The sequence below is a fragment of the Streptomyces sp. NPDC104307 genome, assembly GCF_055584045.1.
This window is the reverse complement of record NZ_JBVJMU010000011.1, coordinates 82128-101493: the sequence shown is the minus strand read 5'-3', so window position 1 is coordinate 101493 and position 19366 is coordinate 82128. Positions and strand designations below refer to the sequence as shown.

The 19366-nt window shown below is 71.8% G+C and carries 19 protein-coding genes and 1 pseudogene; 15 read left to right on the top strand and 5 right to left on the bottom strand.

Annotated elements, in window-relative coordinates; genetic code table 11:
• Nucleotides 1-119: 119 nt before the first annotated feature.
• The 14 genes from ACZ601_RS25470 (at nt 120) to ACZ601_RS25405 (ending at nt 14981) form a co-directional block, all read left to right on the top strand.
• A complete protein-coding gene (locus ACZ601_RS25470) occupies nt 120-914 on the top strand; it encodes a TIGR03084 family metal-binding protein (protein ID WP_469541877.1) in 795 nt (264 codons plus the stop codon).
• Nucleotides 911-2647, top strand: coding sequence for an acyclic terpene utilization AtuA family protein (locus tag ACZ601_RS25465; RefSeq protein WP_469541874.1), 1737 nt, complete (start codon nt 911-913; stop codon nt 2645-2647). Before ACZ601_RS25470 ends, ACZ601_RS25465 begins: the two co-directional genes overlap by 4 nt.
• Nucleotides 2644-4242, top strand: coding sequence for an acyl-CoA carboxylase subunit beta (locus ACZ601_RS25460; protein ID WP_469541872.1), 1599 nt, complete (start codon nt 2644-2646; stop codon nt 4240-4242). The genes ACZ601_RS25465 and ACZ601_RS25460 overlap by 4 nt, the downstream gene beginning before the upstream one ends.
• 8 nt (nt 4243-4250) lie before the next feature.
• Complete coding sequence (locus ACZ601_RS25455; protein ID WP_469541870.1) at nt 4251-6284, top strand: acetyl/propionyl/methylcrotonyl-CoA carboxylase subunit alpha; 2034 nt, start codon at nt 4251-4253, stop codon at nt 6282-6284.
• Nucleotides 6281-7441, top strand: coding sequence for an acyl-CoA dehydrogenase family protein (locus ACZ601_RS25450; protein ID WP_469541868.1), 1161 nt, complete (start codon nt 6281-6283; stop codon nt 7439-7441). The genes ACZ601_RS25455 and ACZ601_RS25450 overlap by 4 nt, the downstream gene beginning before the upstream one ends.
• A gap of 157 nt (nt 7442-7598) precedes the next feature.
• On the top strand, nt 7599-9227 hold the full coding sequence (locus tag ACZ601_RS25445) for a 4-coumarate--CoA ligase family protein (protein ID WP_469541865.1): 1629 nt from the start codon (nt 7599-7601) through the stop codon (nt 9225-9227).
• A 36-nt stretch (nt 9228-9263) separates the two neighbouring features.
• Nucleotides 9264-10001, top strand: a complete 738-nt coding sequence (locus tag ACZ601_RS25440; protein ID WP_469541864.1) for an enoyl-CoA hydratase family protein — start codon at nt 9264-9266, stop codon at nt 9999-10001.
• Nucleotides 9989-10582 (top strand): TetR/AcrR family transcriptional regulator, encoded by a 594-nt coding sequence (locus tag ACZ601_RS25435; RefSeq protein ID WP_469541861.1) that lies wholly within the window; start codon nt 9989-9991, stop codon nt 10580-10582. The genes ACZ601_RS25440 and ACZ601_RS25435 overlap by 13 nt, the downstream gene beginning before the upstream one ends.
• A gap of 152 nt (nt 10583-10734) precedes the next feature.
• Complete coding sequence (locus ACZ601_RS25430; RefSeq protein ID WP_440576804.1) at nt 10735-11091, top strand: DoxX family protein; 357 nt, start codon at nt 10735-10737, stop codon at nt 11089-11091.
• 94 nt (nt 11092-11185) lie between these two features.
• Nucleotides 11186-11728 (top strand): GNAT family N-acetyltransferase, encoded by a 543-nt coding sequence (locus ACZ601_RS25425; RefSeq protein WP_469541856.1) that lies wholly within the window; start codon nt 11186-11188, stop codon nt 11726-11728.
• Between the two features lie 53 nt (nt 11729-11781).
• Entirely contained in the window at nt 11782-12945 is a 1164-nt protein-coding gene (locus tag ACZ601_RS25420) for a pentapeptide repeat-containing protein (protein ID WP_469541853.1), read from the top strand.
• A gap of 93 nt (nt 12946-13038) precedes the next feature.
• On the top strand, nt 13039-13983 hold the full coding sequence (locus tag ACZ601_RS25415) for a hypothetical protein (RefSeq protein ID WP_469541851.1): 945 nt from the start codon (nt 13039-13041) through the stop codon (nt 13981-13983).
• 41 nt (nt 13984-14024) lie between these two features.
• Nucleotides 14025-14444 carry a DUF3592 domain-containing protein gene (locus ACZ601_RS25410; RefSeq protein ID WP_469542221.1) on the top strand — a complete coding sequence of 140 codons (420 nt, stop codon included), beginning with the start codon at nt 14025-14027 and terminating at the stop codon, nt 14442-14444.
• Nucleotides 14445-14519: 75 nt separating this feature from the next.
• On the top strand, nt 14520-14981 hold the full coding sequence (locus ACZ601_RS25405) for an IMP cyclohydrolase (RefSeq protein WP_469541849.1): 462 nt from the start codon (nt 14520-14522) through the stop codon (nt 14979-14981).
• A gap of 206 nt (nt 14982-15187) precedes the next feature.
• Here the strand turns inward: ACZ601_RS25405 and ACZ601_RS25400 are convergent, their stop codons facing one another.
• A complete protein-coding gene (locus ACZ601_RS25400; RefSeq protein ID WP_440578669.1) occupies nt 15188-15478 on the bottom strand; it encodes a DUF6087 family protein in 291 nt (96 codons plus the stop codon).
• 13 nt (nt 15479-15491) lie between these two features.
• Complete coding sequence (locus ACZ601_RS25395) at nt 15492-15944, bottom strand: hypothetical protein (protein ID WP_469542242.1); 453 nt, start codon at nt 15942-15944, stop codon at nt 15492-15494.
• Between ACZ601_RS25395 and ACZ601_RS25390 the strand changes: the two are divergent.
• Nucleotides 15912-16832, top strand: a pseudogene (locus tag ACZ601_RS25390) (methyltransferase domain-containing protein); the annotation flags it as partial. The gene ACZ601_RS25395 and the pseudogene ACZ601_RS25390 overlap by 33 nt on opposite strands.
• A gap of 47 nt (nt 16833-16879) precedes the next feature.
• On the opposite strand, the gene ACZ601_RS25385 reads toward ACZ601_RS25390, so the two are convergent.
• The 3 genes from ACZ601_RS25385 to ACZ601_RS25375 form a co-directional block, all read right to left on the bottom strand.
• Nucleotides 16880-17842 (bottom strand): MarR family transcriptional regulator, encoded by a 963-nt coding sequence (locus ACZ601_RS25385; RefSeq protein ID WP_469541847.1) that lies wholly within the window; start codon nt 17840-17842, stop codon nt 16880-16882.
• Nucleotides 17843-18377: 535 nt separating this feature from the next.
• Entirely contained in the window at nt 18378-19055 is a 678-nt protein-coding gene (locus ACZ601_RS25380; RefSeq protein ID WP_469541844.1) for a class I SAM-dependent methyltransferase, read from the bottom strand.
• 72 nt (nt 19056-19127) lie between these two features.
• On the bottom strand, nt 19128-19337 hold the full coding sequence (locus ACZ601_RS25375) for a hypothetical protein (RefSeq protein WP_469541841.1): 210 nt from the start codon (nt 19335-19337) through the stop codon (nt 19128-19130).
• Between the last annotated feature and the right edge of the window lie 29 nt (nt 19338-19366).

The window sequence follows — 19366 nt, the reverse complement described above, 5'->3', positions numbered from 1 at the left end:
GATCGGAGCGGAACAGTGCCGGAGAAACAATGCCGGAAAAACAATGCAAGCACGCTTGATTGTTTTCCGTCCCGCTGGCAGGCTCCGGGGCACACCGCCACGCCCCGAGGGAGTGCACCGTGTCCGATGCCTCAGCCGTGCTCGACGATCTGCGCAGCGAGAGCGAGGAACTCGACCTGCTGGTAGCCGGGTTGAGCGCCCCGCAGTGGGCGGGCGCGACGCCCGCCGCCGGGTGGACCGTCGCCCACCAGGTGGCCCATCTGAGCTGGACCGACGAGGTGGCGCTGCTCTCCGTCACCGAACCGGAGCAGTTCGGGGAGGAGGTCGCGAAGGCGATGCGGGATCCGGCGGGCTTCGTCGACGAGGCCGCTGCCGAGGTGGTGGCGGCGTACGCACCGCCCGCCCTGCTCACCCACTGGCGTGACGGGCGGCAGCGGCTCCAGGAGGCCCTGCGCTCGGCCCCCGCCGGGACCCGTTTCCCCTGGTACGGGCCGCCGATGAGCGTCGCCTCCATGGCGACCGGCCGCCTCATGGAGACCTGGGCGCACGGCCAGGACGTGGCCGACGCGCTCGGAGTCACCCGCACCCCCACCGCCCGGCTGCGGCACGTCGCGCGGATCGGGGTACGGGCGCGGGACTACGCCTTCCTGGTACGGGAGATCCCGGCGCCCGGCGAGGAGTTCCGGGTGGAACTGGAGGGGCCGGACGGTGAGTTGATCGCGTACGGGCCCGAGGGCGCCGACCAGCGGGTCACCGGGCCGCTGCACGACTTCTGCCTGCTCGTCACCCAGCGCGCCCACCGCGACGACCTCGCCGTACGGGCCGAGGGGCCCGACGCCGACACCTGGCTGAACATCGCGCAGGCCTTCGCCGGTCCCGCCGGCCCCGGGCGCCCCCGGAAGACGGACCGATGACACCGCCCCCGACGTCTTCGCCTCCGACGCCCGCGCCCCTCCGGATAGGCAACGCCTCCGGGTTCTACGGCGACCGCTTCGACGCCGTGCGCGAGATGCTCACCGGCGGCCCTCTCTCCATCCTGACCGGCGACTACCTGGCCGAGCTGACCATGCTCATCCTCGGCCGCAGCCGCCTCAAGGATCCTTCGCGCGGCTACGCCACCACCTTCCTGCGCCAGTTGGAGGAGGGTCTCGGGCTCGCCCACGAGCGCGGGGTGAAGATCGTCGCCAACGCGGGCGGCCTCAACCCGGCCGGACTGGCGGACGTCATCCGCGAGTTGGCCGACAAGGTGGGCGTGCCGGTGCGCGTCGCCCATGTCGAGGGCGACAGCCTGCCGGTGCCGGACGGGTATCTCACGGCCAACGCCTACCTGGGCGGCGCGGGCATCGCCGCCTGTCTGCGGGCCGGTGCCGATGTCGTCGTCACCGGGCGGGTCACCGACGCGGCCCTCGTCACCGGCCCCGCCGCCGCCCACTTCGGCTGGGGGCCCGAGGACCACGACGCGCTCGCCGGAGCCGTCGTCGCCGGGCACGTGCTGGAGTGCGGTACGCAGGCGACCGGCGGGAACTACTCCTTCTTCCGCGACCACGACATCCGCCGCCCCGGTTTCCCCGTCGCGGAGATCCACCCGGACGGCACGTCCGTCATCACCAAGCACGACGGCACCGGCGGCGTCGTCGACCTCGGGACCGTCACCGCCCAACTCCTGTACGAGACCGGCGGCGCCCGGTACGCGGGACCCGACGTCACCGCCCGGCTCGACACCGTACGGCTGGCCCCCGACGGCCCCGACCGGGTAAGGATCTCCGGTGTGCGGGGGGAGGCCCCGCCGTCCACGCTCAAGGCCGGGCTCACCCGGCTCGGCGGCTGGCGCAACGAGGTCGTCTTCGTCCTCACCGGTCTCGACATCGAGGCCAAGGAGCGCCTAGTGAGGGACCAGATCGCGGACGCGTTCGCGCGCGCCGGACGGCAGCCGGCCGAGGTGCGGTGGGAGCCGGCCCGTACCGACCGGGCCGACGCCGCGACCGAGGAGACGGCGAGCGCCCTGCTCCGGCTCGTCGTCCGCGACCAGGACCCGGACGCGGTCGGGCGGGCCCTGTCCGGCGCCGCGATCGAGCTGGCCCTCGGCAGCTACCCCGGCTTCCACGTCACCGCCCCGCCCGGAAAGGGCGCGCCCTACGGGGTGTTCGAGGCCCGGTACGTACCGGCGCGGGACGTCACCCACCTCGCCGTGCTGCCGGACGGAAGGCGAGAGGCGCAGGAGCCGGCTGCCCTGACCCGGGAGCTTGCGGATGTCGAACGGCCGCCGCTGCCAACGCCGTTGGACGTGAGCCCCACCCGCAGCGCACCCCTCGGCCGCGTCGCGGGCGCCCGCAGCGGGGACAAGGGCGGGGACGCGAACGTGGGGGTGTGGGTACGGAGCGACGCGGCATGGCGGTGGCTGGCCCACGAGCTGACCGTCGAGCGCTTCCGGGAACTCCTCCCGGAGACCGCACCGCTCACCGTCGTACGCCATGTCCTGCCGAACCTGCGCGCCCTGAACTTCACCGTCCACGGGCTGCTCGGTGAGGGCGTCGCCGCCCAGCACCGCTTCGACCCGCAGGCCAAAGCGCTGGGGGAGTGGCTCCGCTCCCGCCACCTGGAGATACCCGCAGCTCTGCTGGACAGCGCACCGGAGGTGCACGCATGACCGTCCTGCCCACCGGGCTCGACACCGCGAGCCCCGAATACGCCGCGAACCGGGCGGCGATGCTCGACAAGCTCACCGACCTCGACGCCGCGCACGCCAAGGCGCTGGAGGGCGGCGGCGAGAAGTACGTCGAGCGGCACCGCTCGCGCGGCAAGCTGCTGGCCCGCGAGCGCATCGAACTGCTCGTGGACCAGGACACCCCGTTCCTGGAGCTGTCGCCGCTGGCCGCCTGGGGCAGCGATTACGTGGTCGGCGCCTCGCTCGTCACCGGGATCGGGGTCGTCGAGGGCGTCGAGTGCCTGATCACCGCCAACGACCCGACCGTACGCGGCGGCGCCTCCAACCCCTGGACGCTGAAGAAGGCCCTGCGCGCCAACGAGATCGCCTTCGCCAACCGGCTGCCCGTCATCAGCCTGGTGGAGTCGGGCGGGGCCGACCTCCCCTCCCAGAAGGAGATCTTCATCCCCGGCGGGGCGCTCTTCCGCGACCTCACCCGCCTCTCCGCCGCCGGTATCCCGACCGTGGCGGTCGTCTTCGGGAACTCCACGGCGGGCGGGGCGTACGTCCCCGGGATGTCCGACCACGCCGTGATGATCAAGGAGCGGTCCAAGGTCTTCCTCGGCGGCCCGCCGCTGGTCAAGATGGCGACCGGTGAGGAGAGCGACGACGAATCGCTCGGCGGCGCCGAGATGCACGCCCGCACCTCCGGCCTCGCCGACCACTTCGCCGCCGACGAGCAGGACGCCCTGCGTCAGGCCCGCCGGATCGTCGCCCGCCTCAACTGGCGCAAGGCGCACGCTGATCCGGGTCCGGCCGAGCCGCCCAAGTACGACCAGGACGAGCTGATCGGCATCGTCCCCGGCGACCTGAAGGTGCCCTTCGACCCGCGCGAGGTCATCGCCCGGCTGGTCGACGGCTCGGACTTCGACGCGTTCAAACCGCTCTACGGGACCAGCCTGGTCACCGGCTGGGCCCGGCTGCACGGCTACCCCGTCGGCATCCTCGCCAACGCGCAGGGCGTGCTGTTCAGCGAGGAGTCGCAGAAGGCGGCGCAGTTCATCCAGCTCGCCAACCAGCGTGACATTCCGCTCCTCTTCCTGCACAACACCACCGGCTACATGGTCGGCAAGGAGTACGAGCAGGGCGGCATCATCAAGCACGGCGCGATGATGATCAACGCGGTGTCCAACTCGAAGGTCCCGCACCTGTCCGTCCTGATGGGCGCCTCCTACGGCGCCGGGCACTACGGCATGTGCGGCAGGGCCTACGACCCGCGCTTCCTGTTCGCCTGGCCGAGCAGCAAGTCCGCCGTCATGGGCCCGCAGCAGCTGGCCGGGGTGCTCTCCATCGTCGCCCGCGCGTCGGCCGCCGCAAAGGGGCGCCCGTACGACGACGAGGCGGACGCCGGACTGCGGGCCATGGTCGAGCAGCAGATCGAGTCCGAGTCGCTGCCGATGTTCCTGTCCGGGCGGCTGTACGACGACGGGGTCATCGACCCGCGCGACACCAGGACCGTCCTCGGGATGTGTCTGTCCGCCATCCACACCGCACCGGTCGAGGGCGCCCGCGGCGGCTTCGGCATCTTCCGGATGTGAGGGTACGCATGATCAGCACACTCCTCGTCGCCAACCGGGGCGAGATCGCCTGCCGGATCTTCCGCACCTGCCGTGCGCTCGGCATCGCCACCGTCGCGGTGTACTCCGACGCGGACGCCGGCGCGATGCACGTGCGGGAGGCCGACACCGCCGTACGGCTGCCGGGGTCCGCCCCCTCCGATACGTATCTGCGCGGCGATCTCGTCGTGGCCGCCGCCCTCGCGGCGGGCGCGGACGCCGTCCACCCCGGGTACGGCTTCCTCTCCGAGAGCGCCGGGTTCGCCGCCGCCGTGCTGGACGCCGGGCTGGTCTGGGTCGGCCCGCCGGTCAGGGCCATCGAGCTGATGGCGTCCAAGACCCGCGCCAAGGAGCTGATGGCCGCCGCCGGGGTGCCGCTCCTCGCCCCCGTAGACCCGGCGGCCGCCCACGCGGAGGACCTGCCGCTGCTGCTCAAGGCGGCCTCCGGCGGCGGCGGCCGGGGCATGCGGATCGTGCGCGAACTGGCCGACCTGGAAGGCGAGCTGACCGCCGCCGCCGCGGAGGCGTTGTCCGCCTTCGGGGACGGGGAGGTCTTCGCGGAGCCGTACGTGGAGCGCGGCCGGCACGTCGAGGTCCAGATCATGGCCGACGAGCACGACGGCGTCTGGGCGCTCGGCACCCGGGACTGCTCGCTCCAGCGCCGCCACCAGAAGGTCATCGAGGAGGCCCCCGCACCCGGTCTGGACGAGGCGCTGCGCGAGCGGCTGCACGACGCCGCCGTGGCCGCCGCACGCGCCGTCGGCTACCGGGGCGCGGGCACCGTCGAATTCCTGGTCACCGAGGACGGGCGGCCGTACTTCCTGGAGATGAACACCCGCCTCCAGGTCGAACACCCGGTGACGGAGGCCGTGTTCGGCCTCGATCTGGTCGCCCTCCAGCTGCGGACGGCGGACGGCGAACCGCTGCCCTCCGCCGAGCCCCCGCAGCCCGCCGGGCACGCCGTCGAGGCCCGGCTGTACGCGGAGGACCCGGCGCGCGACTGGCAGCCACAGACCGGAGCACTGCTCTCGTTCGAGGTGCCGGACGAGCCCGGTGTGCGCCTGGACACCGGGTACACCAACGGCGACACCATCGGCGTGCACTACGACCCGATGATCGCCAAGGTCATCGCGCACGCCCCCACCCGGACCGGAGCCGTCCGCCTCCTCGCCCGCACCCTGGAACGCGCCCGCGTGCACGGCCCGGTCACCAACCGCGAACTGCTCGTACGCTCCCTGCGCCACCCGGACTTCGTGGCGGCCCGCCTCGACACCGGCTTCTACGAACGCCACCTGGCCGCCCTGACGCCCGCGCTCGACGAGACGTCCGTACGGCAGGCCGCGACCGCCGCCGCCGTCGTCGAGGCGGCCCGCAACGCCACGCTCAATGTCAGGGGGTTCATGCGCTTCGGCGCCTGGCGCAACCTCCCCTCGCAGCCCCAGATCCGGCGCTACCGCAGCGAACCGGACGGTCGTGAGTACGAGATCACCTACCGCCCCACCCGCGACGGCCTGGCCGTCGGCACGGAGGGCGTCCTCGTCGTCGAGGGCGGACGCGTCCGCGCCACCCTCGACATCGACGGCGTCACCCGGCACTTCGGCGTCCACGTCGAGGGCGACCGGGTGTACGTGGACACCGCGTCCGGCGGGTTCACCTTCACCGCCCTGCCCCGCTTCACCGACCCCGCAGAACGCACCGAACCCGGCTCCCTGCTCGCCCCGATGCCCGGCACCGTCGTCCGCCTGGCCGAGGGGCTGACGGCCGGGGCCGCCGTGGAGGCCGGGCAGCCGCTGATCTGGCTGGAGGCGATGAAGATGGAGCACCGCATCCTCGCCCCCGCCACCGGCACCCTCACCGCGCTCCACGCCACCCCCGGCCTCCAGGTGGAGGTCGGCGCCCTGCTCGCCGTCGTCACGGAAGACGCGTCCGCACCCGGAACGGAGGACGCGTCCGCACCCGTCCCGGAAGACGCGTCCGCACCCGTCCCGGAAGACGCAACCGCACCCGCTGAGGAGACCGCATGAGCACCGTCCTCGAAACCGAAGAGCACCAGGCCCTGCGCGCAGCCGTCGCCGCCCTCGGGAAGCGCTACGGGCGCGACTACATGACCTCCGTCGTCCGCGACGGCGCCCACCCCCGCGAGCTGTGGGCGGAGGCCGCCAAGCTCGGCTACCTCGGGGTGAACCTCCCCGAGGAGTACGGCGGCGGAGGCAGCGGAATGGCCGAACTCTCCATCGTGCTGGAGGAGTTGGGGGCGGCGGGTTCGCCGCTACTGATGATGGTCGTCTCACCGGCCATCTGCGGCACCGTCATCGCCCGCTTCGGCACAGAGGCGCAGAAGCGCCAGTGGCTGCCCGGCCTCGCGGACGGCAGCCTCACCATGGCCTTCGGCATCACGGAGCCGGACGCCGGTTCCAACTCGCACCGGATCACCACCACCGCCCGCCGCGACGGCGAGGAGTGGGTGCTCACCGGCCGCAAGGTCTTCGTCTCCGGCGTCGACATAGCCGACGCCACACTCATCGTCGGCCGCACGGAGGATGCCAGGTCCGGCAGGCTCAAGCCCTGCCTGTTCATCGTCCCGCGCGAGGCCCCCGGCTTCCAGCGCTCGCAGATCGACATGGAACTCCAGGCCCCGGAGAAGCAGTTCGAACTCGTCCTCGACGATGTACGGCTGCCGGCCGACGCACTGGTGGGGGACGAGGACGCGGGCCTCCTCCAGCTGTTCGCCGGACTCAACCCCGAACGCATCATGACCGCCGCCTTCGGCATCGGAATGGGCCGCTACGCGCTCGGCCGCGCCGTCGAGTACGCGAAGACCCGCCAGGTGTGGAAGGAGCCCATCGGCGCCCACCAGGCCATCGCGCACCCCCTCGCCCAGGCCCACATCGAACTCGAACTGGCCCGGCTGATGATGCAGAAGGCCGCCCGGCTCTACGACGACGGCGACGACATCGGCGCGGGCGAGGCCGCGAACATGGCGAAGTACGCGGCGGGCGAGGCGTGCGTCAAGGCGGTCGACCAGGCGGTGCACACCCTCGGTGGCAACGGGCTCACCCGCGAGTACGGTCTCGGCTCGCTGATCACCGCGTCCCGGGTGGCCCGGATCGCGCCGGTCAGCCGGGAAATGATCCTGAACTACGTATCCCATCAGTCCCTGGGTCTCCCCAAGTCGTACTGACAGCCGCCATTCTGTCCCTCCACGCCGTACGGGACCCGCCGCACCCCCTCCCCGGGGGCGGGCCCGGCCCCGGCGTCGCACGTCACCTCGTCACGCGTCGTACGGGGCGGCTCACCTCAGCGGCCGCCCCGCCATCCGCACCGAAGGGACTCCCGTCATGGCGCACGTGTTCCGGAGCGACTACCCCGACGTCCAGCCACTCGACACGGCCATCCACGACGCGGTGCTGGGCCAGGCCGCCGCGGAGTTCGGGGACAGGGTCGCCCTGATCGACGGCACGGACGACAGCCGCCGGATCACCTACCGGCAGCTCGACTCCTTCCACCGGAAGATCGCCGCCGGGCTGGCCGCCGCCGGACTCGTCAAGGGCGACGTACTCGCCCTGCACAGCCCGAACACCATCGCCTACCCGGCCGTCTTCTTCGGCGCCACCCGGGCCGGGGCCACCGTCACCACCGTCCACCCGCTCGCCACGGCCGAGGAGTTCGCCGGGCAGCTCCGCGACTCCTCCGCGCGCTGGATCGTCACCGTCTCCCCGCTCCTGAGCACCGCCCGCCGCGCGGCCGAACTCGTCGGCGGCATTGAGGAGATCTTCGTCTGCGACCGGGCCGAAGGGCACACCTCCGTCCTCGACATGCTCACCACCACCGCCCCCGAACCGATGGTCACCATCGACCCGGCGGAGGACGTCGCCGCGCTGCCGTACTCCTCCGGCACCACCGGCGTCCCCAAGGGCGTCATGCTCACCCACCGCTCCATGGCCACCAACCTGGAACAGCTGAGCCCCTTCGTCCCCATGGGCACCGACGCCCGCATCCTGGCCGTGCTCCCCTTCTTCCACATCTACGGGCTCACCGCCCTGATGAACGCACCGCTGCGGACCGGCGCCACCGTCGTCGTCCTGCCCCGCTTCGACCTCGCCCAGTTCCTGACCACGATCGAGACACACCGCGTCACCGGCCTCTACGTGGCCCCGCCGATCGTGCTGGCCCTCGCGAAGCACCCGGTCGTCGACCGGTACGACCTGTCCTCCATCGAGTACATCGTCAGCGCCGCCGCCCCGCTCGACGCCGAACTCGCCGCCGCCTGCTCGCAGCGGCTCGGCCTGCCGCCCCTGCGCCAGGCCTACGGGATGACGGAGCTGTCGCCCGGCACCCACGTCGTCCCGCTGGCCGCCGAGAACCCGCCGCCCGGGGCCGTCGGCACCCTGCTGCCGAACACCGAGATGCGCATCGTCTCCCTCGACGCCCCCGGCGAGGACGCCGCAACCGGCACCGACGGCGAGATCCTGATCCGCGGCCCGCAGGTGATGAAGGGCTACCTCGGCCGCCCCGACGCCACCGCCGCGATGATCGACACCGACGGCTGGCTGCACACCGGGGACATCGGCCGGGTGGACGGGGACGGCTGGCTGTTCGTCGTCGACCGGGTCAAGGAACTCATCAAGTACAAGGGCTACCAGGTCGCCCCCGCAGAACTCGAAGCGCTGCTGCTCGGCCACCCCTCCATAGCCGACGCCGCCGTCATCGGCGTGTACGACGCCGACGGCAACGAGGTCCCCAAGGCCTTCCTGGTCCGCCGGCAGACCGTCGCCCCCGTCGACCTCACGGCGGACGACCTCACGGCGGACGACGTCATGGGGTACGTCACCGAGCGCGTCGCCCCGTACAAGAAGATCCGGCAGGTCGAGTTCATCGACGCCGTACCGCGCGCCGTGTCCGGCAAGATCCTCCGCCGCGAACTGCGCGACCGCGAGAAGTCCCGCACAGCACCCGACACCCCGTGACTCCGAAAAAGACCTCATGACCCCGGAGAAGACCTCATGACGCTGGCCGCCCCCACGCACGAGCGCGGCATCACCACCCTCACCCTGGACTCCCCGGCCAACCGCAACGCTCTGAGCGCGGGGCTGGTCGGGGAGTTGACGCGGGCGCTGGGAGACTGTGCGGCCGACGGCACCGTCCGGGCCGTCGTCCTCACCCACACCGGGAACACCTTCTGCGCGGGCGCCGACCTGACCGCCCCCGCGGACCCGGCGGCCTTCGTCGCGCTGATGCGGCAGATCGTCGCGCTGCCCAAACCGGTGGTGGCCCGGGTCACCGGCCACGTCCGGGCGGGCGGGCTGGGGCTCCTCGGCGCCTGCGACATCTCGGCGGCCGGACCCGGCGCCTCCTTCGCGCTCACCGAGTCCCGTCTCGGCCTCGCCCCGGCCGTGATCTCGATGCCCCTGCTGCCGCGCATCGACCCGCGCGCCGCCGCCCGCTACTACCTCACCGGCGAACGCTTCGACGCCACGGAGGCCGCCCGGATCTCCCTCATCACGCTGGCCGCGGCCGACGACGTGGACGAGACACTGGCCCCCGTACTCGACGGACTGCGCAGGGCCTCCCCGCAGGGGCTGCGGGCATCGAAGGAGCTGGTCACGGCTAGTGTGCTGGAGAGTTTCGACCAGCACGCGGAAGACCTCATCGCCCGATCGGCGGCCCTCTTCGCCTCCGAGGAGGCCCGGGAGGGGATGACGGCCTTCCTCGAACGACGGGATCCCGCATGGGTGTGGTGACACCGGGCAGAAGCCCAGGCCCCAAGCAGGACCGCAGCCGGGCCACCCGTATGCGGCTCCTGGAAGCCGCGGTCTCCTGCCTGGCCGAACACGGCTGGGCGGGCTCCACCGTCTCCGTCGTCGCGGAACGCGCCGGGGTCTCGCGCGGCGCCGCCCAGCACCACTTCCCCACCCGCGAGGACCTGTTCACCGCGGCAGTCGAGTACGTCGCGGAGGAACGCTCCGCCGCCCTGCGGGCCCTGCCCGACCAGGACCGCGCGGCGGTCGTCGCCGCCCTCGTCGACCTCTACACGGGCCCGCTCTTCCGCGCCGCCCTCCAGCTCTGGGTCGCCGCCTCCAACGAGGAGCAGCTCCGCCCCCGCGTCACCGAGCTGGAGGCCCGCGTCGGCCGCGAGACCCACCGCATCGCGGTCGGCCTCCTGCACGCCGACGAGAACCGCCCCGGCGTACGCGAAACGGTCCAGGGCCTCCTGGACATGGCACGCGGTCTGGGCCTGGCCAACGTCCTCACCGACGACACGGTCCGCCGCCGCCGAGTGGTGGCGCAGTGGGCGGCGATGATCGAGGACGCGCTGGGCTGACGCCGGCCGGGGCGCGGCACCAACCGTCCGGCACCGACGGCGGGGCGATGCGGGGCGATGTCACAACGGGCGCCACCCGTTTCGTCGTTCAGGGAAACGGCCTCCCGCAGGGGAGCGCCGGGCCGTGCCACTCCCTTCGAATCGGAGAAACCGTGTCCGCTGCATACCTCACCCTCACCATCCTCGGCGTGGTCTTCAACGGCGCCGCCGCCGTCACCTATCTGATCGGCCACGACTACCCGAAGACCCAGGCCGACATGAAGGGCATCGACCGCAAGTGGGTCCCGGTGCTGGGGTCGTTGCTCGCGGCGGGCACGGTGGGGCTGCTGGCGGGACTCGCCGTCCCGGTCCTGGGCACCCTCGCCGCCGTCGGCCTCATCCTCTACTTCATCGGCGCGATCATCGCGCACCTGCGGGTGGGCTCCCGCGACATCGTGGGCGGCATCGTGTTCCTCGCCACGGCGGTGGCCGTCCTGGTGCTGGGGATGCTCGATCACGGCGCCTGGTAGCGACGGCGGGAATGTCTGGCGGGCGCGACCCGATGTGTGGCAGCGACGCCCCGGATATCCTGCTCGGTCCCGACAGGCCAGGGAGGCCCCGCACATGACCAGCAACACGTCACCCTTCCCCGCCCGGATCGAGCTGACGGGGGAGGGCCTCGTCCTGCGCGACTGGACGGAGGCCGACCTGACCGCGATGCCGGATCTGTTCGACCACGCCGACATCGCGCACTGGACCCCGATCGTCTCGCCCTTCGACGAGAAGGCCGCCCAGACCCGCCTGGACAGGGCCCGCCGCCTGCGGGAGGAGGGCTCGACCATCCTGCTCGCGATCACCGTGGACGGCGGCGCCCCGCTCGGCGAGGTGATGCTGCGCCGCGCCCCCGAGGGCACCGAGCTGGGCTACGCCGTCGGCCCCGCCCACCGCGGCCACGGGCTGGCCGCGCGGGCGGTACGGCTAATGGCGGGTTACGCCTTCGACGAGCTGGGCGCGGACCAGGTGATCCTGGAGCTGGAGGCCGACAACGCCGCCAGCGTCGGGGTCGCCACCCGGGCGGGCTTCAACCTGCTCGACATCCCCCTGATCGAGGGTGAGGAGAAGGGGCGCCCCTACACGCTCCAGACGTGGGGCCTGGACCGGCCCTGACGGGTGCGGGTGGTGTTGATCGTCTACTGAGTGGTCTCTAAGCTCCTGTGCCCATGGGGATGGGGGAACCGGACCACGGGCGGCGGGCACGGCGCGAGGGGCCGGTCAGGCGTCGTACGGCCGTGGCCCTGCTGGCCGGGGCGGCCGGGCTGGCCGTTCTGGGCGCGGTGTTCGTCCTGCTGCCGGGGGTGGTGGTCGACCACGATCTCGCCGGGGCGAGCGTCGCCGCCCCGGATCGGTTGAAGGCCGTGAACGATGTCCGTACGACGCTGCTACAGGTGGTCGGCGGCCTGATCGTGCTCTTCGGCGCGTATGCCACCTGGCGGCAACTGCGGGTGAGTCAGGAAGGTTTGCGCGCCACCCAGGAGGGCTACGTCACCGACCGGTTCAGCCGGGCCGTCGACCAGCTCGGCAGCGACAAGCTGGATGTGCGCATCGGCGGGTTGCACGCGCTGTGGCGGATCGCGGAGCAGTCCACCCGCGACCGGGAGGCCATCATCTCCATCCAGGCCGCGTATCTGCGTACGCACCTGCCCTGGCCACCCACCGGACCGGAATCACCGGCGGCGGACGTGCCCATCAACGACATCGCGCCTCTGGAGACCCGCGCCGCCGACGCCCAGGTGGCGCTGACCGCGCTCGGCGTGCTGTGTCAGCACCGGGAGCAGTCCTGGGTCAATCTCAGCATCACCGACCTGCGCCGGGCCGACTGCGACGGACTCTGGTTCCCCGAGGTCAACTTCGACCGCGCTTGCCTGGAGGCCGCAGGCCTGTACCGCGCCAATCTGACCCTGGCCTCCCTGGTCTCGGTCAACCTGCGGCACGCCGACCTCACGACTGCGATCCTCCGTCGGGCTCGCTGCATCCTGGCCGACCTACGGGGTGCGAAGCTGGTCGAAACCGACCTGCGTGAAGCCGACTTCACCGAGACCGACCTGCGCGAGACGAACCTGCGCAAGGCCGTCGCTCACGGCACGGTCTTCCGAGGCGCCGATCTCCGCATGGCCGACTTGCGCGGCACCGACTTGAGCACCGCCAACCTTGTCGAAGCACGCCTGACCGGCGCCGTGGCCAGCGAGCACACCCGCTGGCCCGCCGGCTTCGACCACACGGCCGCCGGAGTCGTCGACACCGATGACCCCGGCCCCGAGCCCTCGCCCCTGCTCCAGCCCCCGGCGATGATGTGGCAGGCGCCGCCGCTGCGGTCCACTCCCTGACCAGGACGCGCCGGAACCGGAAGCGGGCAGGCCGCGTCTTTTGCCCCACACGGTGAAAGGGACTTTTCCCCCCACGCAGTGAAAGGGACTGAGATGGCCCCTGCTCCTCCCTACCCTCCCCAGCCGCCCCGCCCCCCAGGAGTTCCGGACCCCACACCGCAGCCGTACTCGCCGTTGTGGCGTCGGCTGCGTGAGGACGACTGGCCGGCCCTGCGTGAGCTGGTCGGGGGGCGGCAGCCCGGCAGCGTGCGCCCGGTCGTGTTGGTGCTGATGATCCCGTGCATGTGGTGGCTGACCTTGCCGCTGGTGATCTCCTACGAGGTCGCCCGGTTCGCCCGCCGTACCGCCCGCCGCGTCTTCCCCTCCCGCCCCGAAGGACGCGTCGAGGACCGCACGGTCCTGAAGGTGCAACGCGTGCGGGCGTGGGTCGCCATAGCCATGTCGGGCGCGCTACTGGCTCTTTACGGCGGTGTCTCCGACGCCTGGAATCAGTTCGCACAACGGCTCTACCTGGCCCCCTGGTTGGCGCTCGCGAGTGCGGTGCTGGTAGCGGCGGTGCTGTACGGGGCGGCCCGCCGGGAGACGCGACCGCTCATGCGGGCGCAGTTCAGGGGCGCCGGCCTGTCCATCCTGGGCTATATCGGTGCCTGGGTGCTCGTACCGGTGCTGTTCGTGGCGACGCTCATGGCCACGGGTGGCCTGCTGTCACACCACGTCACGGATGTGATCGGGTTCCTCGTGTACGTGCCCGCACTGGCCCTCTGGGCGCCGTTCTGGTGGATCGTCTACTTCGTGTGCTTCGCCTCCGGACCGGCGATCCGCAACGGCTTCAGCCTCTCCGCCGCCCATCCGGCGCTCCCGGCGCTGACCACGTGCGCCGCGGTCTGGGTGTTCGCCCTCGTCAGCCGGTCCTCGGGCGGCCCACCGCCGGGCCCGGAGCCGCTGGTGGTCTTCTGCGGCCCGGCATCGGTGACGGCACTGGCGTGGTGGGAGATCCATCGTCTGCGGCATCAGTACGGCATGCGCTGGCGGGGCTGACCCCAGCCCACCCCAGCCCCGCACCAGGAGAGGTGGCAGTGATGGTTGTGATGTCGCTGGTAGCAGGATTCCTCGTGTTCTGCTTGGGCATACGCCAGGCTTTCGTCCAGCACCGTCTCAAACGCGAGGGGGCACGTGTCAGGGGCCGGGTGGTCCGCCACAACACGTCAACCGGCCCGGGTGGCGGGGGCCGGTTCCCGGTAGTCGAATTCGTCGACGCGCAGGGTGTGCCGCACACCTTCCAGTCCAGGACATCGGGAGTCGGGAGGTTTCCCGTGGGCGGTGAAGTCCCGGTGCGCTACGCCCCCGACGACCCGGGCGTCGCGCAAATCGACCTCCTCGGGCGAAAGTTCTTCGAGGTCGCGTTTCCTCTCCTCATCGGGGCCATGTTCCTGACTGTCGGAATACTGGAGATTCTCGGAGTCCTGTCCGGCTCCGGGGGCGGCCCGCAAGGCCGTTGACCTGGCTCCCCGCACCGGTTGGATGGCGTCGACAGCTTCGCGCAATGCGGGGAACGTCATGACATCGGAGGGGTGTTGAGCTCGGCGCACGAGTTGAACAACACACTGGCAGACAACCACTACCCCGGACGCGGGGTGCTGTGGTGCCGGACCGGCGACGGCGACACACTTGGCGGGTACTTCCTCACGGGACGAAGTCCTGCGTCCCAGGCCCGCACTCTGCACCGCACTCCGGAGGGAGCGCTGATCGTCGCACCGTCGGAATCGCGCGAACACGACCACCTGCGTCACTGCGTTGCCGCCCGCCAGAGCGGTCAGTGGCTGGTCTTCGGCAACGGCGAACAGGTCGCCACGGTCGCCGACCGGCTCGGCTCCGGAGAGTCTCCCGCCCCGGCCCTGGACGGACTGGATTACGAACCGGACCCGCCGATCTTCACTCCCCGGCTGACCGTCGTCGCTTACGGACAGGACGGCGGCCGGGCCTGGCTCGGCGCCGCACGGCGCAGCAGTGGGGAAGCACAGCTACAAACCGATTGACGTTGCAGGTCAGCGACCTGGAGCCCGGAGAGGGGGTCTTACAGGGCACTTCGGCCCGCGTGAGTCCTTCCTCCGGGCAGATCGGCGAGCCGGGTTTCCCGGACGTTGCCCACCGGAAATTCACGGGAGAGTACGCAGCCGGCGAGGTCACCGTCCGGCAGGCCGTCGCACCGGCCGCGGACCGGGCTGGCTTTCGCTACGGGGCATCACACTGCGGGGTCGTCGCCGATCTGAAGTTCGTTGACCCATTGCTGGGCTGCTGCGAGGCCGGGAGCGGTGCCGACCGCCTCGTATGCGAACCCGCTCCACTCCTCCAAGACGCGCGGCTCATCGGGCCTGAGGTGACCGGCGCCGCCCTGCACCGGCCGGTGGCGTCGGTAGACGTCCATCGGGGGGCGGCGCCGCTTGTTGTAGGCGGCGAGCGGGTCGTCGGCGTCCACGCGTGGCACGGCGCGGGACGACTGGTTCGACGGGCCGGGTCGGCGGTGCTTACCCATGAGGTCGATGTTCTCAGGCCGCGATAGTGGTCGGCCGGGCGGCGGCGAGCTCCTTCGCCCGGGTTCGCACCTCGTCGACCACGGCGGTCTCGAACGGGCGGGCGGCGTCGAGCAGGGTGTTGAGCCGGGAGGCGACGAGGGTGGAGTCGATGTGGGCCGCGTCGTCGAGCGCCTGGTGAGCCTCGGCGGCTCCCCGTTCGGCATCGCCTTCGCCGAACAGTGCGGCGGCCAGACCGACGCGGTCCATGACGCGGACGCGGTCGAAGCCAGGCTTCCTGAGCTTGAGTGCGTCCTCGAAGTGGATGCTCGCGGGCCGTCGGCCACGGTCGAGGCCGGCGAGGTCGCGGGCGGAGACCGCGCGGGCGCCGGCGTGCTCGGCCGCGTCGAAGTACGCGACCCATTCGGGGACGTCGTCGCCGAGCCCGTCCGCCAGGAGCCCGACTGGAAGGCCCCCGTCGTACGCCACGGCGGGGCCCCGACGTCGTCCTCCACGCTGCCCTCGCTCGTCGTGCGCATGTGGGCGGACGCCGAGGTCGCCGAGGGACACACGGTGCTGGAGATCGGCACTGGGACCGGCTACTCGACCGCGCTCGTGTGCGAACGTCTCGGCTCCGCCGACGTCACGTCGATCGAGGTCGACGGCCGCCGGCTGGAACAGGCAGCAAGCGCGCTGTACGGCCTGGGCTACGCCCCGACCCTGGCGGTGGCGGACGGCCTGTACGGGTACTGGCCCGAGACGAAGTTCGACCGGATCGTGGCCGCCTGCTCCTTCCGCGCGGTGCCGCCCACTCTGCTCGCGCAAGTACGGCCGGGCGGGAAGATCCTGCTCACCCTGTCGGGCTGGCTCTACGGATACGCCCGCGTCCTGCTGACGGTGGCCGAGGACGGCACCGCCGAGGGCCAGTTGCTCGGCGGCACCGTGTCGTTCATGTCAGCGCGTACGCACGCGCCGCCGGTGTTCGGCAACCCCGCCCACTGGGCCGCGAGCCTGCCCGACAGGCCCCGGCTCACCCCGCACAGCCCGGAGCGCATCGCGGCCGCCACCGAGGAAGCGTTCCACCTGCGGTTCCTCGCCCAGAGCGCGGTGCCCGACGCGCAGATGACGACACTGGGAGAGGTGGTGCATCTGGTCGACGTTGTCACCGGTTCCGCGGCCACTCTCACCCCCACAGGCGACGGATGGGCCGTGCGCGAGGGCGGTCCGGTGAAACTGTGGGAGCGCATCGAGCGCGTCCTGGACGCCTACGACACGGCCGGCCGGCCGGGACCGGAGATGTTCACCCTGCACGTCTACGGCGGCGGGCAGCACCTGCGGCACCCGCTGATGCCCGGCCTGTCGCTGCCGAGGCCGTAACGCGGGCGGCCGTGAACCACCCTCGTCCGGTTCACGCCCGGCAGGCCTCACGGTGCCTTGAGGAGGTCGCGGAGTCCGGCGACGAGTTGGGTGACGTCGCGTTCGGCGGGCGGGGTGGCTGCCGGGACGGTGGTGGGTGGCGCGGGCTGTCGGCAGGGTTGGCAGAGGCCGTCGGGGAGGGCTTCGGGGCGGCCGGGGGTGCCGCACTCGGTGCACTCCATCATCACGCGCCGGACCGGGGTTCCGGCGGGCGGCGGGGTGGGGGCGGTCGGGAGCGCGGGCGGGATCTTGCCGGTGAGGCGGTGGCGGACGAGTCCGACCGGTGAGTCGACGTGGGCAGGGAGTCCGGCGGTGAGCGCGCCGGTCAGGTAGTCGGCGTCCACGCCGCGTGCGAACCACCGCTCGGCCAGGGCTTCCAGGGCCGTGCAGTCGGCGGCGGAGAGCGCGAGGCGTGCGTCGACCCGCCCGAGCCCGGCCAGCGCGAGGTAGGCGGGGGAGGGGGCGGGGAATGTGACGGGGGCCGGGGCGGGGCGCTCGGGCTGCGGTTCTGGTACCGGCGCGGGCGCGGGCGGCGCCTCCCGCACCGGATCGGGTACGGGCTCCCGCACCGGCGCGGGAGCAAGGTGGTTCGCCCACCACTCGTTGTCGTGGGCGGTCCGCGACCAGTAGGTCCTGAACACCCAGCGCACCTCGTCGCCGTCACCGACCGCGCACCGCACCCTCCGCAGGTGCCCGGCGACCGACAGTGCGGTCAGCGCGGAGCTGATGGCCTGCTGGCCGTAGAGCGGGAGCTGCTTGGCGAGGCACTTCACGCTCATCGCGGCGCCCTCGGGCAGCCGCTCGATGAACCCGGCGACATACCGCTCCCGGAAGGGCAGCAGTGCGAAGTCATCCACGCAGGGCGGGCGTTGATCCGGCGCGGTTCGCTTGCCGTAACCGGGATGGGCCATCGGGTACGGGGGCGACACTGCGGGCGCGGACAGGGCGGGGCTAGAGTTCTGAACAGCCACGAGATCGGTTCCTTTTGCTTGCGATCTTGGGGTGAGACCCCGGCCGGTGCTGATTACACCGCGTCGGGGTCGCTTCGTTCTCGCACCGTAGACAGTCGCGACGCAGCGTCGCAAGCGGTCACCATTAGTCATACTTGCTGTCCGTGACGGGTCAGGGAGGTCGGGGAGGTTTTCTCAACCACCCTTCTTTCCCCACCGGTTAAAAGAAGGCGCTCGAACCTCGTGGCTCGTGGCTCGGAGCTCGAATCCCAAGCCTCAAGCTCCGGGACCGCCCCGCCCCTTCGTACGCTCGAACGAGTGAACCGCCTTTCTCGAAGCCCGGGGCTCGATGAAGAGGGGTTGGAAGGTCGGTGCGCATCCGTTCTGGCCGCTCTTCGTGGAGCTGTTGCGTGCTGAGGCGCGCAGCGATCCCGACCCGGCCGCCCTGGGAATCGTCTGCGGTTGCCCGGAACACTTCTGACCACAGCCCCCGGCGGCTTCCCTGACCGAGTGGCCGCCGGGGGCTTTCTCGGTTTCCGGCTGATGCAACCGGCTCCTAGTCTCCTCGGGCACCCCGCACGAGCAGCGTGCCCGTGCGTCGGGTTCCCGGGGGTGGAGCGATGACGGAGGCCGACACGTCCACGTATCCGTACTCCTTGAGGATCAGCACCCAGAGATCCGGTTCGTAGTCCCACCGTTTGACGACAGCGGGGTCTTCGTCGGGCCCGCGAGGGATGTACGACGCCTGGCAGCCGTAGCACCCCTCGATCGGGGGGCGCTGGGACATGGCGAACACGCCGCCGGGCTTGAGGTTCGCATGGATGATCGGCAGCAGTAGGCCAGGATCCGAGAACCAGCCCGCGCCGAAGACGCTGTAGATCGCATCGAAGACCGTAGAGGTCTCTCCCAGATAAGTGAGAGCGTCGCCCTGGTGCAGCTCCATCCCGTCCACATCCGACCATCGGTCCCGAGCCTTCGCGAGCTGCATGGAGGAGAGGTCGATTCCCACCGCCCGCATGCCGAGGCCGGCGAGGTGCGCCGCGTTCCCACCTGCGCCACAGCCGAGGTCAAGCGCGGTCTCACCCGGCTCCAGGGCAAGTACCTCGGCCCCGGGGCCGTGGTCGGCGTACTGAGTCCAGTTGAACCACGTGGACTCGCCACGGGCGTTGGTGGGGCGCCTCTGGGGCTTGGTCCGCGCGTACTCGTCCCAGGCAGCGCTACGGGTGTCAGACACTTCGCTTCCGTTCTCGTTCACGGGCACAGCCGCCCGGTGTGGGGAACCGGGCGGCTGGCCGACTGGGTGGAGCTACTTCCCGCCGACGGGGCTGTCGGTGCAACCAGCGTGGCACTGCGAGCAGTCCGCCGCGCCCTCGTTCGGCCAGAACTCGGAGTCGATGGTGAACCCGGCCGCACGGATGGCAGCCGTGGTCAGGGCCATCGCGGAGCGGCCGGCCTTGGGGTCCGAGCCGCCCTCGTCCTCGCCGGGGACGAGGGCGGCTCGAATCCCAAGCCTCAAGCTCCGGGCCCACCCCGCCCCTTCGTACG